The following is a 15,761-nucleotide window of genomic DNA, read 5'->3' as shown; positions in this document are numbered from 1 at the left end:
GTTTATTGTGAGGAAATTAGACTTTGAAAATAAGTAGAATAAACAAAAAATAAATAAAAATTTAGAAAAATGTCAAAAGTAAAATTAGGAATAAACGGATTTGGAAGAATTGGAAGAATTGTTTTTAGAGAGTCTTTCAATAGAGATAATGTAGAGGTAGTAGCAATCAATGATTTGCTTGATGTAGATCATTTAGCCTATTTATTAAAATATGATTCAGTTCACGGTCGTTTTAACGGAACTGTAGAGGTAAAAGAAGGAAAACTTTTTGTAAACGGAAATCATATTCGTGTAACTGCAGAAAGAGAACCAGCTAACCTTAAATGGAATGAAGTAAATGTAGATGTTGTTGCTGAATGTACTGGTTTTTTTACAACTATCGAAACTGCAAATGCTCACATTACAGGTGGTGCTAAAAAAGTAATTATTTCTGCTCCATCAGCAGATGCTCCAATGTTTGTAATGGGAGTAAACCATGAAACAGCAAAAGCTTCAGATACTGTAGTTTCTAATGCATCATGTACTACAAACTGCTTAGCTCCTTTAGCTAAAGTTATTCACGATAACTTTGAAATCGTAGAAGCTTTAATGACAACTGTTCACGCTACAACTTCAACTCAAATGACAACTGACGGTCCTTCTAGAAAAGACTGGAGAGGTGGACGTGCAGCAAACTTAAATATTATTCCTTCGTCAACTGGTGCAGCAAAAGCTGTTGGAAAAGTTATCCCATCATTGAACGGAAAATTAACAGGTATGTCTATGCGTGTTCCTACTGCTGACGTTTCTGTTGTAGATTTAACTGTAAAAGTTGCTAAAGAAACTTCATATGAAGAAATTATGGCAGTTTTGAAAAAAGCTTCAGAAACTACAATGAAAGGTATCTTAGGATATACTGAAGACTTAGTTGTGTCACAAGATTTTATTTCTGATCCTAGAACTTCTATTGTAGATGCTCATGCTGGAATTGGATTAAACTCTACTTTCTTTAAATTAGTATCTTGGTATGATAATGAGTACGGGTACTCTAGTAAACTAATAGATTTATCTGTGCATATCGCAGGTCTTAAATAATTTTATATACATTTCAAAATCCCGTTATTGAATAGATAGCGGGATTTTTTATTATTTTGTTTGACTCTCAATAATGTGAATAATTACACTTAATATTGTAAGATGAAAAACTAAACCGAAAACTAAATAAAATAAAATGAAATTAATAGTTGATAGTGGTTCTACTAAAGCAGATTGGATAGCAATTGATGATAATGGCAAGATATTATTCACAACACAAACCTTAGGTTTAAATCCTGAAATTCTTAATGGAGATGAAATCGTAACCCGATTAAATGACCGTTTTGATATATTACAAAATAAAAATACAGCTACTCATTTATTCTTTTACGGAGCAGGATGTGGTACAGATAGAATGAAAATTGCTCTATCACAAATTTTTCAAGAATATTTTGTTAACGCAATTGTTGATGTTCATGAAGATACTTATGCAGCAGTATATGCAACTACTCCAAAAGGAGAAAAAGCAATTGTTAGTATTTTAGGGACAGGGTCTAATTGTAGTTACTTTGATGGTAAGCAATTATTCCAAAAAGTACAATCATTAGGCTATATAGCAATGGACGATTGTAGCGGTAATGTTTTTGGAAAAGAATTAATCAGAAAATATTATTTTAATAAAATGCCTCAGGAATTGGCTGTTGAATTTGCAAAAGAATACAACATGGATCCAGATTTTATTAAAAACAAATTATATAAAGAACCAAATCCAAATGCTTATTTAGCTACTTTTGCTAAGTTCTTAATCAAGCATAAAGATTCTGAGTTTTGCAGAAAAATCATCTTTAAAGGGATGAAATCATTTGTTAAGAATTACATCAGACAATTTGATAATTGTAAAGAAGTTCCAGTTCATTTTGTAGGTTCAATTGCTTACTATTTAAAAGATGAATTACAAGAAACTTTTGATAAATACGAATTGCAATTAGGTAATGTTTTAAGACGTCCAATCGATGGACTTATCGCATATCATATTTCTAATAAATAAAGGTAAATGAAAAGTATGGAGATTGCTATTATAGCCCACGATGGTAAGAAAGCAGACATGGTTCAGTTTTTAAATAAAAATAAAACGCTCCTACTTAAGGAAAATATTAAACTTATCGCAACAGGAACTACAGGAAGCAAAGCTATAAATGCTGGTTTTAAAGTTCGAAAAATGCTTTCAGGTCCTATGGGAGGAGATGCCCAAATAGCTGCAAGAGTAGCAGAAGGAAAAACACATATGGTTTTCTTTTTTAAGGATCCGCTTGCAAGTCATGCTCATGAAGTCGATATTAATATGTTAATCCGTGTTTGTGATGTACATAATGTGCCATTGGCGACTAACGAAGCTTCTGCACAATTATTATTAAATGCTATCGCGTTAGAATTGTAAAAATCTATATTAAATTTTATAACGAACCGTTTCAATTATTTGAGGCGGTTTTTTTATTTCTTTCGATTTCAATTTGTTTTAATTCATAAAAGAAAACCATAAATCTTATTTGTTATTCATGATAAAAACGAATAAGATAGGGATCTGTTTAAGTAAAAATATAATCGATTTTAAAAATAGAATGAATAATGTAGATATTCAGCTTTAGAAAGAACCTAAAAAATGATTGGGAAGAGGTGTGCGTATTAGATTATACGCTTGTGTGATGTAATAATGTGCCGTAGTTAATATTGTAGCTTCGGCACATAATACTAAATGTTATCGTACTGCAATTATAGAGATCTCTACATTTACGTTTTTAGGCAAGCAAGCAACTTGAACTGTTTCGCGTGCAGGAGCTGTTTTTTCGTCAAAATAAGAACCATATATACCATTGATAGCAGCGAAATTATTCATATCCATGATAAAAATAGTTGCTTTTACAATATGCTCAAAAGTCATATCTGCAGCTTCAAGAATAGCAGCTATATTTTGCATTACTTGTTTGGTCTCATCAAGAATGTTATCTGTAATTAATTCTCCTGATTGAGGATTAATAGCAATTTGACCAGAAGCATAAAGTGTATCGTTCTTTAAGACAGCTTGGTTGTATGGACCAATAGGAGCTGGAGCATTTTCGGTAAATATGATTTTTTTCATGATTGTATGAATTTATATTAAAATATATTTGTTTGTGGCAGTATCAACTTATCTGTTTATAGTGCTTCTTTTGTTCCATTTGATATCGCTAAGAACTCCAGATTTTATTCCGATGAAGAAATTCCAGTTTGAATATGGACCAATTGGAGTCCAGTTAAAATCCATTCTCCAGCTTAATAAATCTCTTTCAAAACGAAGCTGGGTAAAAGTAACTCCCTTTTGTACAAAATCATAACCTGTAGATATACCACCTTTCCATTTTGGGGTAATATCCATATTTGCAGAAATCATTATAGAGTTTCCGATGATTTTATTTTCTCTCATAGCATTTCCGTAAGTTAGGGAGTAAGCTAATGTCATGTCCCAAGGAAGTTTTGCGTTGAAAAATTCGGTTATTTCATTGTCGCTTTCTTCAGAGCCGTCAAACTGGCTTTTGCGTTGATCATTTAAGTCGGTATTTGTTCCAAATAAATCATCTTCACGACCACCATTTCTTTCACTTTGGGTGTTTTTACCATCTTTTTTATTTTTTTCCTTGTTCGAAATAGAGTAGTTTAATGTCATATTTGCACTAGTCATTCGAAATAAGCTTCCTCCATTGTCAATGTTGAAAACATTCATCTGTTTTCCTGAATTATCTATTGCATAAGGGTTTAATGTAGCTCCAAAATTGACATTCATTTTATTGTCAAGAAGCTGTGTTCCTCCACTAACTCTTAATGGTTGCCATGCGAATGATGTAATTCCGTCTGCATTAAAATTATAACTTGTAGAAAAGTTTAAATTATTAAGCAGCATTATTTTTTTAGGTTCTGTTTTTGTACTGTCCTTGTCTGTAACTTTAGCTTCAAAAGTATTACTTAAATCAAAACCTACAATATTAGAATTAGAATTACCAGGAGCGCCAAAAATACCTCCTTCAAAACGGCTATATTCTTTAGTTATAGTACCTGTAGCATCAGTTGCGTAAGTGTCGTAATATTTTTCAAAACTTGGTGTGTATCCGTAAGAAACAGATGGGCGCATTACGTGGCGAATAGATTTTATTTTTTTGTCTTCACCAAAATTAAAAGTACCGTATATAGTAGTACCAAGACTTGAGCTAAACGAGTAAGTTCTATAGGCATCAAAACCGTTTACCACTTTGTCAACTACTTTACCTTGTTCAGTATCATATGTTCTATTTATAGTGCTTGTTTGCCATATTTCTTGATAATTTGCAGTTGTACTAGCACTAAAATATTTAAATATTTTAAAGTTGGTGCTAATAGGAATACTGTGTTTGGCTCCAATTTTAGCATCATCAAACATTTGAGGTTTAAAAAATAGAGAATCGGTTGTCACGATACTATTTTTACCACTTAAGTTGTATTGAAAGTTAATGTTTTTAATGAATCCTTTTTTAACCCCATTTTTTCCTACGAATGGATATATTCTATCTACACTTGCTTCCAATGTTGGTAGAGTCATGTTAATGACTTCAGTTTGCGTGTTTTGAGAATGTGTTGCAGTTAACGATGTACGTATTTGTGGTAGCGTATTAAAGGTTTTGCTATATGAAACGGATGAGCTTAATGTGTTATTTAAGCTAGAACCAATATTTGCCTGATTGATGGATTGTTTGAAATATTTGCTACTACCCATATTTACCGAAGCAGAAAAACTTGAATTAGGACTTGCTTTTGTGTCTTTAGAATGTGACCATTGGATGTTATATATGTTTTGTTTAGAATAATCAGGATATCCTCTTTCGCTAGATATTAAATTCTCAAAACGAACATTTATGTTACCTCTATATTTATATCTTTTTGCATAAGATGATTCAAAACGCATAGCATAACTTCCGTTTGTATAATAATCTCCTAAAACAGTTAAGTCATAATTATCACTTAAAGCAAAATAATAACCACCATTTTGTAATGAGAATCCTCTGGTATTAGAGTCATTATAACTTGGTAGAATTAAACCAGAAATGCTTTTTTCTGAAGACATTGGGAAATAAGCAAATGGTAAAGCAATAGGAGTAGGCACGTCGGCAATTACCATATTGGTTAAACCGGTGATTACTTTTTTTCCAGGAATGAACTTTACTTTGTTTGTTTGAAAATAGTATTCAGGGTTATCCACATCCTTTGCAGTAGTAAATCGAGCACCTTTTAAGAAATAAACAGAGTCGTTTTCTTTTTTTGTAATGCTGGCTTTTATTCTAAATTCGCCTTGTTCGGATCTTGAATTCCAAATTAAAGCTTTTTTAGTTTTAAAATTAAATCGGATAGAGTCCGGCTCAACGGCACTAGCGCCTTGTTTAAAATTGGGATATTGAGTATATACACCTGCTGAATCTTTTAGACGACCTGCATAAACTTCATTTTTTTCGTAATCTAAAACAATAATGCCGGATTTTAACTCAACATCTTGGTAATATAGCTCGGCTTCATTATATAAGGTAATAAGCTTGCGCTTTTGATCAATCTTAGCATAATCTTTGGCTTTGTATTTTACTTTGCCATCCAGAAAAGCTTTTTTGGGTTTTATGCTATCTACCTTTATAGAGTCTATAGTTGTTGTTTTTATGCTATCTGGCTGTTTACTAGCACTTGTAGCTTTCTTTTTTTTGTTCGTATCTTGTGAATATACATTACCGCATCCTAGTGTTAGGAAAAATGATAATAAAACGATATTAAATAAGTTTGTATGCAAAGGTTTAAATACTATTTTTGTAAAAATATGGCTTGTTTTTTGACATGTCAAACTTACATATAATTTTTTGTCAAAAATAATCAATTAAAAAAATTATAGTAGTTGTATTTTATTAAAATTAACTTTTAGATTATATGGATATATTTAACAAAAATAGGGTAATATTTAGTTTTTTTCTAACTATAATGTCATTTTGTGCCTATAGTCAATCTAACGTTTTTAAAGTAACTTTAGATGCAGGGCACGGTGATCATGATTTTGGAGCAGTTTATAGCGGACGTATTGAGAAAAATATTGCTTTGGCGATAGTTTTGAAAGTTGGAAAAATATTAGAGTCGTATCCAAACGTTAATGTAATATATACTCGTAAAACAGATGTGTTTGTAGGTTTGATCGAAAGAGCGAATATTGCCAATAGAGCAAATTCTAGTATTTTTGTATCTATACATTGTAATGCAAATAAAAATACGGCAGCATTTGGAACTGAAACCTACGTGATGGGGATGAATAAAGCAGCATCTAATCTTGAGGTTGCCAAAAATGAGAACTCTGTTATTACAATGGAGAAAGATTACAAGCAAAAATACGAAGGATTTGACCCAAATTCACCCGAATCTATGATTGGGATGACTTTGATGCAGGAAGAATATTTAGATTATAGTATTGCCTTGGCAAGTAAAATCGAGGATGCGTTTGGCTTGATGGGGAAAAAATTACGTGGTGGTGGTGTAAAACAAGCACTTTTCATGGTACTTCATAAAGCGTATATGCCGAGAGTTTTGGTAGAAACAGGTTTCATTTCTAATCCAGCTGAGGGAGATATCTTAAATTCAGAAGAAGGGCAGAATGAATATGCAAAAGCTATTGCAGGAGCAATTATTAGTTATAAAAAAGAATATTTCGGTAGTGGTTCTGGTGATCCTGTAGATGAAAAGCCTTCTGTAAAGGTGGTTGAAAAAGCGGTAAAAGATTCTACACCAGTAAAAACAACAACTACAGCACCATCTCAAAAAACTACTGTAAAACCTAACTTAGATGGTTCTATATATAAGGTACAACTTTTGGCTAGTATAAAAAAGACACCATTAGCACCAGCAAATTTTAAGGGCTTAACAGGAGTTTCTGTAGTATATGAGAATAATGTTTATAAATATACGTATCAACAAACAGCGGATTATAATCAAGCAAAAAAATATTTGCAAGAAGCAAAAGAGAAGGGGTATGACTCAGCTTTTTTGATTGCATTTAAAAATGGAGAAAAAATTAGTATCCAAGACTCGCTTAAATAATAATTACAAGTTCAATATTTTATATTAAATTTGTACAAACACTTACAATTTTGAAACTAACAAGAGAAATTAAAACGGCTATTTTAGTCATTGCATCAATTTTATTATTTATTTGGGGGTATAGCTTTTTAAAAGGCAAAGACCTCTTCACAAACTACAAGATATTTTATGTTGAATATGATAATGTAGAAGGATTAGCTACTTCTGCACCAGTTACCTTAAACGGATTAGCGATTGGAAAAATTAATGGTATAAAAATTAATGAATCAACTGGGAAATTGTTGGTTGAATTACAATTAAAAACAGATTTTCCTATTTCTAAATCAAGTACAGCTTCTATATATGAGCCTGGATTAATAGGAGGAAAGCAAATTGCAATTTATCCAAACTTCGAAGATAAAGAACCAGCTGTTGAAGGACAATTATTAAAAGGAACTACTAAACTAGGTTTAACAGCAGGTTTGGCTGATAAACTGGCTCCAGTTCAGGACAAAGTAGAGAAGATGCTAGTTAATATTGATAAACTAGTTTCAGGATTAAATAATGTTCTAGATCAAAAAGGACAGGAAGACTTAAAAAAGAGTTTAGCTGAATTAAGTAAAACAATGGAACAATTTCATAAAGCTTCAGGAAGTATCAATTCTATTTTAGATACTAACAAAGGGCAAATAAATGGAGTTGTTACTAACTTTAATAAAATGTCTGGGAATTTTGCTAAAATGTCTGACTCTTTAAATAAAGCAGATTTAGGTAAAACAGTTAGAAATTTAAACCAAACATTGGCTAAAGTTGATGGTATAATGAATGGATTAAATTCAGGTAAAGGGACAATGGGTAAATTATTAAAAGATGAAGCTCTTTATAATAATTTGCAAGCAACTTCTAAAGAATTAGAATTGCTATTACAAGATGTGCGTTTATCACCAACACGTTATGTAAATGTTTCTCTTTTTGGAAAGAAAAACAAGCCATATGTAGCACCAGTTAACGATTCGATTTCTAAAAAATAAACTTAAAATATGAGTTATTTAGATAATATTTTATTTGCCATTCTTCTTATTATTGGTTTTGGGTTTTTTGCGTCAAGCATAAAAAAAATTATTCGAAACATAAATTTAGGAGTAGATGTAAATCGTAAAGATAATCCCAAAGCACGTTGGAAAAACATGGCTATGATTGCTCTTGGCCAGTCTAAAATGGTAAAAAGACCAATTGCAGGAGTATTGCATATTATTGTTTATGTTGGTTTTATTATTATTAATATCGAATTACTCGAAATTATTATTGATGGTTTATTTGGTACGCATAGAGTTTTTGCACCCTATTTAGGCCCAGTATATGATGTACTTATTGGTTCTTTTGAAATATTAGCTTTATTGGTTTTGATAGCAGTAATAGTCTTTTGGACAAGAAGAAATATTATTCGATTAAAACGTTTTATTAATCCAGATCTAAATGGGTTTCCAAAGAACGATGCAAATTACATTTTGTATTTTGAAGTTGTATTAATGACATTGTTTTTATTAATGAATGCTTCTGATTTGCATTTGCAAAATGTTCCAGGAGGATTTTCACATTTTCATAAAGCAGGAAGTTTTCCAGTAAGTCGGTTTATAGCACCTATTTTTAATGGAATGTCGAACGAGTTAGTAATGCTTTTATGTGAAGCATTCTGGTGGATGCATATTATAGGTATTCTAATTTTCATGAACTACTTATATTTTTCAAAGCACTTACATATTTTATTGGCTTTCCCAAATACATATTTTGCTAATTTGAATCCTGAAGGACAGTTTGATAATTTAGAATCGGTTACAAAAGAAGTTAAATTAATGATGGACCCTAATGCAGATCCATTTGCGGCAGCTCCTGTAGATGAAAATGCGGCACCTAGTAAGTTTGGTGCAAGTGATGTTCAGGATTTGAATTGGGTTCAGTTACTAAATGCTTATACCTGTACAGAATGTGGTCGTTGTACTTCGTCTTGTCCTGCAAATCAAACAGGAAAAAAATTGTCTCCTCGTAAAATTATGATGGACACAAGAGATCGTTTACAAGAAGTGGGTAAAAATATAGATGCCAATAAAGGAGTTTTTGTTCCAGATAATAAGTCATTATTAAATGATTATATTACTCCCGAAGAATTGTGGGCGTGTACATCATGTAATGCCTGTGTTGAAGAATGTCCAGTAAATATTAGCCCATTATCGATTATTATGGATATGCGTCGTTACTTGGTTATGGAGCAAAGTGCTGCGCCAATGCCTTTAAATGCGATGATGACAAATATAGAAAACAATGGAGCACCATGGCAATACAATCAGCAGGATAGATTGAATTGGAAGAATGAGAATTAAAGAAATTACTATTTTAGTATTTCAATAATTAGTATCATAAATAAATTATAGATTTCAGATTAAAACATGAAACTTTAAACAAAATAGAGAGAAATGTCAGAAAGTTTAGTTGTGCCAACAATGGCAGAAATGCTAGCCCAAGGAAAACAACCAGAAGTTTTATTTTGGGTAGGTTGTGCAGGTAGTTTTGATGATAGAGCAAAGAAAATTACAAAAGCATTTGTGCGAATTTTAAATCGCGCAAATGTCTCTTTTGCAGTTCTTGGTACAGAAGAAAGTTGTACTGGTGATCCTGCAAAACGTGCTGGAAATGAATTTTTGTTTCAAATGCAAGCTATGATGAACATTGAGGTTCTAAATGCATATGAAGCAAAAAAAATAGTTACAGCTTGTCCGCATTGTTTTAATACATTAAAAAATGAATATCCTGAATTGGGTGGGCAATATGAAGTAGTACATCATACGGAATTTCTTAAATCGTTACTTGATGACGGTAGGTTAACTATCGAAGGTGGACAGTTTAAAGGAAAGCGTATTACTTTTCATGATCCTTGTTATTTAGGAAGAGCCAATAAAATATATGAAGCGCCGAGAGCATTAATCGAGAAACTTGATATTGAGTTGGTCGAAATGAAACGTTCTAAGGCAAATGGATTATGTTGTGGTGCTGGAGGTGCGCAAATGTTTAAAGATGCTGAACCAGGAACTAAGGAGATTAATGTTGAACGTACAGAAGACGCTCTTGAAACAAAACCAGATATTATTGCAGCGGGCTGTCCATTTTGCAATACAATGTTAACAGATGGTATTAAGCATCAAGAAAAAGAAGATTCTGTTAAAGTATTGGATATTGCAGAGTTAATTGCAAATGCTCAAGATTTGTAGGTTAAGGTTCTAAATGATTAAGTTTAGAGATTCTAAGTGTTTTAAAAATCAAAGCATTAAAGGTTTTTAGATTGAAAGTTAAAAGAAGAACGAAATAACTTAAAAAGTTTTTTCAACCAGAAACCTAAAAAAAACAATAACATAATATAAAATAATTAAAATGTATATCCCTTTTGAAAATTTACCAGGTGAATCCAAAATTTGGATTTATCAATCAAACAGAAAGTTTTCTGAGGAAGAATTTTCTGAAATAGAAACTGCTTTACAATCTTTTATTGAGGGTTGGGCTGCACACGGAACTAGTTTGGAAGCTTCATATCAAATGAAATACAACCGTTTTTTAATACTAGCTGTAAATCAGGATGTGCAAGCGGCTACTGGATGCTCTATCGATAGCTCTGTAGAGTTTATTCAGAGTTTAGAGAAAAAGTACGATGTTGATTTACTTGATAAAATGAATGTTACTTTTAAATTAGGTGAGCATATTGCCCACAAACCTTTAATTGATTTTAAAAAAATGGTTAAAGACAAATCAGTATCAGAGAATACGATTGTTTTTAATAATCTTGTAAATAATATCGAAGAATACAATGAGTCATGGGAAGTTCCTGCGGCGGATAGTTGGCATAGTCGTTTTTTCTAAAAAGACTTTCGAATAGTATTAAAGGCATGAAATTTATATTTTATGCCTTTTTGCGTTTCTGGATCTTTGTCAAAGTTTAAAACTTTGACAAAGATCCTAGAGTAATAATGTCTTATTTAAGGTAAACCTAAAATCTGACCCTATTCAATAGCTATCGGAAAGAGTGATATTCTTTTTAGACTAGAAAAGATATAGTAGAAAGTGGGACAGCTGGTTCTTTTGCAAAAGGGAAAGACGTACTTTTTAAAAATAATTATAAGTTGTTATTTAAGTCACAAAATCTAGAAATATAAAAGCCTAGTAATCCATTAATACAATATTATTAACAACCTAAAGTTTTAATTCAACGCTAATTTTAAGTACTTTCGTAATACTAAAATTAATACATGAAAATAGCAATAGTTTGTTATCCTACTTTTGGTGGGAGTGGAGTCGTAGCAACAGAGCTCGGCCTTGAATTAGCAAGACGTGGTCACGAAATTCATTTTATAACATATAGCCAGCCTGTTAGGCTAGCACTTTTGAATCCTAATGTGCATTATCACGAAGTAAACGTTCCAGAATATCCTTTGTTTCATTATCAGCCCTATGAATTGGCATTATCAAGCAAATTAGTTGATATGGTGAAGTTATATAAGATTGAGCTTCTGCATGTGCATTATGCAATTCCTCACGCATATGCAGGCTATATGGCTAAACAAATGCTTAAAAACGAAGGGATTCATATTCCGATGATAACAACACTTCACGGAACTGATATTACTCTGGTAGGAAATCACCCGTTTTATAAGCCTGCTGTGACTTTTAGTATTAACAAATCAGATTATGTGACTTCTGTTTCACAGAGTTTAAAAGATGATACTTTGAAATTATTCAATATTAAAAATAAAATTAAGGTAATTCCTAATTTTATTGAATTGGATAAGGTTAAGAAAGATCCAGACGCTCCTTGTCATAGATATGTTATGGCTAAGGAGAATGAGCGAATTATTACTCATATTAGTAATTTTAGAAAAGTAAAACGCATTCCGGATATTATCAAGATTTTTTATAATATCCAGAAAGAAATACCTGCTAAATTAATGATGGTCGGTGATGGTCCCGAAAAAGAAAAAGCCGAAATCTTATGCCAGGAGTTAGGGATTTACGATAAAGTAATCTTTTTTGGAAACAGTAATGAAATAGATAAAATTTTGTGCTTTACTGATTTGTTTTTATTGCCATCTGAAACCGAGAGTTTTGGTTTAGCAGCGCTTGAAGCCATGTCTTGTGGGGTTCCTGTAATTTCGAGTAATTCAGGTGGTTTGCCAGAAGTAAATTTTGAAGGGTATTCAGGATATTTAAGTGATGTTGGTAATGTTGAAGAAATGGCTGTGAATGCGTTAAAAATTTTAAAGGATGATGCAACTTTAAATGTGTTTAAAGCGAATGCTCTGGAAGTTGCTAAGAAATTTGATATTAAAAATATATTGCCTAAGTATGAGGCCTTATATCAAAAAGCAATTAACGATTATAAAGAAATAAAGTAATTATTAATTTAAATAATTAAAAATGAAAAAGGTACTTGCATTGTTTATTTCTGTTTTTGCAATTTCTTGTGGAACGACTAAATCTGTAGATAAAAGCACGGTCTTATATGAAGTTTTGACGCAACAAAGTGACGGCGGTGGAAATATTCGTTTTTTCGAAATATTAAGCGAACCTAACGAAATAAAGATGCTATTAAGCGATGAATCGTTAAAAGGTAAAATAGATGGAGATGATATTGATAAAGCAAATTATATCATCTTGAATATGGGAGAGAAAAGCACAGGTGGTTATTCTATAGGAGTAGAAAAAGTGGAAGAAACAGATAAGAACATTATTATTACTGTTAAAGAGACTGCTCCGGCTCCAGATAGTATGGTGATGCAAGTGATTACTTATCCTTATGCGGTTGTGAAGATAAATTCGAAAAAAGAAATTGTTATTAAATAAAAAAAATCCTGTCGTTTTAAACGACAGGATTTTTTATAAATACATTTTGTTAAAATTGAAATTTGATTCCTAACCCGATATCAAATCCAAAATTATCATCGTCATAATATCCAGAACCAATTTCTGGTCTAGCATCTAGAGAAAGTAAGATTGGCACTTCTTTAAATCCGTATTCGATACCTATATTTCCAGCTGCAAATACAAAAGTTCCATCATCTTTATATTGATTGTAATCATGGCTCCAGCTTCCGATACCACCACCGACACCTGCATACCAGTTAAAACCTTGGTCTATGTTCCATACCCATTGATAAAGACCTACTAATTTAAAAGCATCAACGTTTCTACTGTTTCTCCAACCTAAATCCGCTTCAATTCTATTGTTTTTCGATAGTGCTCTCTGGTAAGAAATTTCTCCTCCAAATCCGTGATTATCTCCTAAACGCAAACCAAGTGCATTTTTAGAAATATCTTGTGCCTGTGCAGTAAATGCCAATCCTAGCAGCATAATAGCTGACAAAATTAATTTTTTCATAAGTAAGTATTTATTTTGACAAAGTTATTATATGAATTATAAGTTAAATTTACAGAAAATTTGTTAAAAGTTTCATAATTCACATTTTTGCTTTACGAAATTAATTTTACCGAAGAATAGTAATGAATTTACTTAGGGATAAAGCGTGCTGTAATTAATTGATTGCTTAAGTTGTCTTCCATTTCAAAAAGATTTTCTTCTTCTAAAAAATTCATCTGTGAGTAATGAAATAGTTTCCATCTTTTTTTATGATATTCCAATGCTGTTAAATTCTCAATCCAGTCTCCAGAATTTAGATAAAGTGTTGATCCATTTTTGTTTTCTTTTTTTACAATTTTGGGTTCATGAATATGACCACAAATTACATAGTCGTATTTTTTTTCGATAGCTAAATCTGTTGCAGTTGTTTCAAAATCAGATATATGTTTGACGGCTTTTTTTACACTAGCCTTTATTTTTTTTGAAAAAGAGTAAGGTTCTCTATCTATTTTAGATAAGCACCAATTTATAAAACGATTGGTTAAAATAAGATAATCATAACCTATTCCGCCTAGTTTTGCAATCCATTTTGAGTGTTGTACAGAAGCATCAAATACATCTCCATGAAAAATCCAGGCTTTTTTATCATCTAATTCGAGAATTAATTTATCTACTAGGGCAAAATTCCCCATGGACATTTCGCTAAATTTTCTTAAGATTTCATCGTGGTTTCCAGTTACATAATACACTTTTGTTCCTTTAGATGCGAAGCCAATAATTTTTTGAATTACCTTTAAATGGGACTTTGGGAAGTACGATTTTCTAAATTGCCATGCATCAATTATATCCCCATTTAATACTAGAATTTTTGGTTTAATGCTTGATAAGTAGTTGCTTAGTTCTTTTGCATGGCTTCCGTAGGTTCCTAAATGTACATCTGATATAACGACAACTTCAACATTTCTTTTTTTCAATTGTTTTTGATTTGGTGTTTAACAAATTTAAAGAATCCGTTGTTGATTTGTTTTTAATAAATAGTTATCAATTACTCTTCAATTTTAAGAAATCATGATGATTATGCAAGTTAACCTTTAGATAATAATACCAATTTTAAATTTTTTAATTTAATTCATAAAACTTACATTTGCTCAAAACTAATTACAATGGCGGGAAATAGCTACGGAACACTATTTAAAATTACAACATTTGGAGAATCGCATGGTGAAGCTTTAGGCGGCATTATAGATGGTTGTCCTTCGGGGATAACATTAGATCTTGAGGCAATTCAGTTTGAGATGTCTAGAAGAAAGCCAGGACAATCGGCAATAGTAACCCAACGTAAGGAACCAGATGATGTGCAATTTTTATCTGGAGTTTTTGAAGGAAAAACTACAGGTACTCCAATTGGTTTTATTATTCCGAATACAAATCAGAAGTCAGATGATTATTCGCATATAAAAGATAATTACCGACCTAGTCATGCAGATTATGTTTATGACAAGAAATATGGTTTTCGAGATTACCGTGGTGGAGGTCGTAGCTCTGCCCGTGAAACTGCCAGTAGAGTTGTTGCTGGAGCTATTGCAAAACAGATGTTACCTAACATTAAGATTAATGCTTATGTTTCATCAGTAGGACCAATTCATTTAGATACGCCATATCAAGAATTGGATTTTTCTAAAACCGAAAATAACCCAGTTCGTTGCCCAGATGAAGCTGCTGCAGCAACGATGGAAGAATATATTAGAGATATAAGAAAACAAGGAGACACTGTAGGAGGTGTTGTATCGTGTGTGATTCAAAATGTACCTGTAGGTTTAGGTGAGCCTGTTTTTGATAAGTTACATGCTGAATTAGGAAAAGCAATGCTTTCTATCAATGCTGTGAAAGGTTTTGAATATGGTAGCGGTTTTTCGGGTTCAGAAATGAAAGGAAGTGAGCATAACGATTTATATAATCCAGATGGAACTACCAAGACGAATCTTTCGGGTGGTATTCAGGGAGGAATTAGTAACGGAATGGATATTTATTTTAGAGTTGCTTTTAAACCTGTTGCAACAATTATGCAAACTCAGGATTCATTGGATAACAAAGGAAATATTACACCAATGACAGGTAAAGGACGCCACGATCCATGTGTTGTTCCTCGTGCTGTACCAATTGTAGAAGCTATGGTTGCAATAGTTCTTGCAGATTTTCATTTGATAAACAAAACATATTAGAGAGATACGTAAGACATGCGAGC

The 15,761-nt window shown here is 31.9% G+C and carries 15 protein-coding genes; 11 read left to right on the top strand and 4 right to left on the bottom strand.

What is annotated here, in order from left to right:
- The first annotated feature begins 69 nt into the window (after positions 1-69).
- From gap to OIU80_RS13090, 3 genes are all read left to right on the top strand, one after another.
- On the top strand, positions 70-1,074 hold the full coding sequence (gene gap / locus OIU80_RS13100) for a type I glyceraldehyde-3-phosphate dehydrogenase (protein WP_195737250.1): 1,005 nt from the start codon (positions 70-72) through the stop codon (positions 1,072-1,074).
- A 136-nt stretch (positions 1,075-1,210) separates the two neighbouring features.
- Positions 1,211-2,062: an N-acetylglucosamine kinase gene (locus OIU80_RS13095; protein ID WP_264287456.1), complete on the top strand. Its 852-nt coding sequence runs from the start codon at positions 1,211-1,213 to the stop codon at positions 2,060-2,062.
- A 15-nt stretch (positions 2,063-2,077) separates the two neighbouring features.
- Positions 2,078-2,452: a methylglyoxal synthase gene (locus OIU80_RS13090; protein WP_230727829.1), complete on the top strand. Its 375-nt coding sequence runs from the start codon at positions 2,078-2,080 to the stop codon at positions 2,450-2,452.
- 318 nt (positions 2,453-2,770) lie between these two features.
- Here the strand turns inward: OIU80_RS13090 and OIU80_RS13085 are convergent, their stop codons facing one another.
- Complete coding sequence (locus OIU80_RS13085) at positions 2,771-3,151, bottom strand: RidA family protein (RefSeq protein ID WP_264287455.1); 381 nt, start codon at positions 3,149-3,151, stop codon at positions 2,771-2,773.
- A gap of 48 nt (positions 3,152-3,199) precedes the next feature.
- Positions 3,200-5,902, bottom strand: a complete 2,703-nt coding sequence (locus tag OIU80_RS13080) for a putative LPS assembly protein LptD (protein WP_264287454.1) — start codon at positions 5,900-5,902, stop codon at positions 3,200-3,202.
- A gap of 83 nt (positions 5,903-5,985) precedes the next feature.
- On the opposite strand from OIU80_RS13080, the gene OIU80_RS13075 reads away from it, so the two are divergent.
- The 7 genes from OIU80_RS13075 (at position 5,986) to OIU80_RS13045 (ending at position 13,002) form a co-directional block, all read left to right on the top strand.
- A complete protein-coding gene (locus tag OIU80_RS13075; RefSeq protein WP_264287453.1) occupies positions 5,986-7,140 on the top strand; it encodes an N-acetylmuramoyl-L-alanine amidase family protein in 1,155 nt (384 codons plus the stop codon).
- Between the two features lie 50 nt (positions 7,141-7,190).
- The gene (locus OIU80_RS13070; RefSeq protein WP_264287452.1) at positions 7,191-8,150 is read left to right on the top strand and encodes an MlaD family protein; all 960 of its coding nucleotides are present in this window, start codon (positions 7,191-7,193) and stop codon (positions 8,148-8,150) included.
- A 9-nt stretch (positions 8,151-8,159) separates the two neighbouring features.
- Positions 8,160-9,497, top strand: coding sequence for a (Fe-S)-binding protein (locus OIU80_RS13065; protein ID WP_264287451.1), 1,338 nt, complete (start codon positions 8,160-8,162; stop codon positions 9,495-9,497).
- 93 nt (positions 9,498-9,590) lie between these two features.
- Positions 9,591-10,382, top strand: a complete 792-nt coding sequence (locus OIU80_RS13060; protein WP_129539111.1) for a (Fe-S)-binding protein — start codon at positions 9,591-9,593, stop codon at positions 10,380-10,382.
- Between the two features lie 160 nt (positions 10,383-10,542).
- On the top strand, positions 10,543-11,025 hold the full coding sequence (locus OIU80_RS13055) for an ABC transporter ATPase (protein WP_264287450.1): 483 nt from the start codon (positions 10,543-10,545) through the stop codon (positions 11,023-11,025).
- A gap of 386 nt (positions 11,026-11,411) precedes the next feature.
- Positions 11,412-12,554, top strand: coding sequence for an N-acetyl-alpha-D-glucosaminyl L-malate synthase BshA (gene bshA / locus OIU80_RS13050; protein WP_264287449.1), 1,143 nt, complete (start codon positions 11,412-11,414; stop codon positions 12,552-12,554).
- A gap of 22 nt (positions 12,555-12,576) precedes the next feature.
- A complete protein-coding gene (locus OIU80_RS13045; RefSeq protein WP_264287448.1) occupies positions 12,577-13,002 on the top strand; it encodes a protease complex subunit PrcB family protein in 426 nt (141 codons plus the stop codon).
- Positions 13,003-13,051: 49 nt separating this feature from the next.
- On the opposite strand, the gene OIU80_RS13040 is transcribed toward OIU80_RS13045, so the two are convergent.
- Positions 13,052-13,537, bottom strand: a complete 486-nt coding sequence (locus OIU80_RS13040; protein ID WP_264287447.1) for a hypothetical protein — start codon at positions 13,535-13,537, stop codon at positions 13,052-13,054.
- 128 nt (positions 13,538-13,665) lie between these two features.
- On the bottom strand, positions 13,666-14,490 hold the full coding sequence (locus OIU80_RS13035) for a UDP-2,3-diacylglucosamine diphosphatase (protein WP_264287446.1): 825 nt from the start codon (positions 14,488-14,490) through the stop codon (positions 13,666-13,668).
- Between the two features lie 189 nt (positions 14,491-14,679).
- Between OIU80_RS13035 and aroC the strand changes: the two genes are divergently transcribed.
- Positions 14,680-15,738, top strand: coding sequence for a chorismate synthase (aroC, locus tag OIU80_RS13030; protein ID WP_264287445.1), 1,059 nt, complete (start codon positions 14,680-14,682; stop codon positions 15,736-15,738).
- The last annotated feature ends 23 nt before the right edge of the window (positions 15,739-15,761 follow it).

It is taken from the genome of Flavobacterium frigoritolerans (assembly GCF_025847275.1).
Lineage (GTDB): Bacteria > Bacteroidota > Bacteroidia > Flavobacteriales > Flavobacteriaceae > Flavobacterium > Flavobacterium frigoritolerans.
The sequence above is the reverse complement of the archived record's forward strand: the minus strand, read 5'-3'. Positions and strand labels throughout refer to the sequence as shown.